Source organism: Hyphomonas sp. UBA3601, from assembly GCF_002375605.1.
GTDB lineage: Bacteria > Pseudomonadota > Alphaproteobacteria > Caulobacterales > Hyphomonadaceae > Hyphomonas.
Map to the genome: position 1 here is coordinate 16,516 of NZ_DFME01000110.1, position 1,723 is coordinate 18,238.

The 1,723-nt window shown below is 60.9% G+C and carries 3 protein-coding genes and 1 pseudogene; 2 read left to right on the forward strand and 2 right to left on the reverse strand.

Translation table 11 applies throughout. From position 1 onward, the window contains the following. A pseudogene (locus B4F73_RS16770) lies at positions 1–92 on the forward strand (2,3,4,5-tetrahydropyridine-2,6-dicarboxylate N-succinyltransferase); the annotation flags it as partial. 102 nt (positions 93–194) lie between these two features. Next, complete coding sequence (locus tag B4F73_RS11255) at positions 195–689, forward strand: SRPBCC family protein (protein WP_290480393.1); 495 nt, start codon at positions 195–197, stop codon at positions 687–689. Here the strand turns inward: B4F73_RS11255 and B4F73_RS11260 are convergent. After that, complete coding sequence (locus B4F73_RS11260; RefSeq protein ID WP_290480394.1) at positions 686–931, reverse strand: hypothetical protein; 246 nt, start codon at positions 929–931, stop codon at positions 686–688. The genes B4F73_RS11255 and B4F73_RS11260 overlap by 4 nt on opposite strands. Positions 932–1,003: 72 nt before the next feature. Further along, a partial coding sequence (locus tag B4F73_RS11265; protein WP_290481258.1) for a zinc-binding dehydrogenase occupies positions 1,004–1,723 on the reverse strand: 720 nt, incomplete at its 5' end.

The following is a 1,723-nucleotide window of genomic DNA, read 5'->3' on the forward strand; positions in this document are numbered from 1 at the left end:
GCGGCCCGAGCCTCGCCTGCGCCGTCATCGTCAAGACCGTCGACGCCCAGACCCGCTCAAAGACCGGTGTCAACGAACTGCTGCGGGACTGATCTAATGCCAAGGGTCTGTCCTGTGCTGCCGTGGCGGCACGGTTTGACAGGTCGTTCGGTGCGCTTCCATCCTGCCTGAAATCAGGAAGAGGGGAGGGCTGAATGGCCAAGTCACTGAAACAGCACAAGCCGGTCGGCGAAGACTATCTCGCGACGGTGAGTCCGAAACTGCGGGTCGCACATGCATTCCCATTTCCGGCGTCCGCCGTCTGGGCCGCCTTGCTGGACGCAGAGGCATGGACGGAATGGCTGCCGATTACGAACGTGGTCTGGACGAGCCCGGAGCCGTTCGGGGTCGGGACCACGCGCACCGTCGAGATCGGGGACCAGAAAGTCGAGGAAACCTTCTTTGCCTGGGAAGAGGGCAAGCGGATGGCTTTCCGGTTTGAAAAGTCGACGCTGCCGGTCTCGGCCGCGGTTGAGGACTATGTCGTCGTTGAAACGCCGGAAGGCTGCGAGCTGCGCTGGGCGGGCAAGGCCAGTGCGCCGCTGATCCTGGGCGGAATTGTCTCCAAACAGCTTGCCAAGGGCCTGAAAGACGGCATGCCGAAACTCGAAGCCCTGATCCGGGACAATCCGGGCCGGTTCGGACTCTAGCCTGATTCCTTCTTGAGGATCAGCCAGCGGTAGATGCCGATGAAGTTGATCACGGTCAGGACAATGTTCTGGTACATGAGCGGGGCCTCGTCATCCGAGAGGCCGATCATGACCCAGCATGTGGAAGAGACTGCAAACACGATAAAGGCGAAGCCGGTAATGCGTCGCCCAAGATCGGCCGACACCATGATGGCCGCGACAATGCCGGTGCCCATTGCGATCCATTCCAAACTCTCCGACATCAAGGCCCGCTTTCTGCTGTGATCATGCTCAGTGATCACAACAATGCCGGGCGAGCCGGGCAGTTCCGAAGCCTAGTCGAACACGACCACCTGCCGCGCGACCGTGCCCTTGTTGTCCTTGAGGTTCTGGAGGGCGCCGGTGATCCCCTCAAGACCGATCCGGTCAGAGACAAGATCATCAAGGTGCAGCTTGCCCTGTCTGTACAGTTCGATCAGGCGCGGGAAATCCACCCGGAACCGGTTAGACCCCATGATCGCCCCCTGCAGGCGTTTTTCTGTCGCAAGCAATTCAATGCCGGGGATCTCGATGTTAACGCCGGGCGAAATCATGCCGATCACGGTTGCCACGCCGCGTGGCCGCAGCATGTGGTAGGCCTGTTCAGCCGTCTGTTTCAGGCCGACGCATTCGAAGGAGTAGTGGACGCCGCCCTTGGTGAGTTCCTTGACGGCCTCGATCGCATTGACCTTGCCTGGATTGACGGTGTCGGTCGCGCCGAAACGGACAGCCATCTGGAGTTTCTCGTCTGACAGGTCTACCGCGATGATACGGCTGGCGCCTGCGATGGCTGCGCCATTGATCGCGGCAAGCCCGACGCCGCCACAGCCGAGGACGGCAACCGTGGAACCCGGCTCGACCTTGGCGGAATGAAAGACTGACCCGACACCGGTAATGACGCCGCACCCGATCAGGCAGGCCTTGTCCATTGGCATATCCTTGTCGACTGCGCATAGCGCGTTCTCATGGACGAGGATCTGTTCGGCGAAGGAAGAGAGGTTCAGGAACTGGCCGAC

Coding starts and splice junctions, on each gene's coding strand:
- B4F73_RS11255 (WP_290480393.1), top strand. CDS start 195: ATGGCCAAGTCACTGAAACAGCACAAGCCGGTCGGCGAAGACTATCTC.
- B4F73_RS11260 (WP_290480394.1), bottom strand. CDS start 931: ATGTCGGAGAGTTTGGAATGGATCGCAATGGGCACCGGCATTGTCGCG.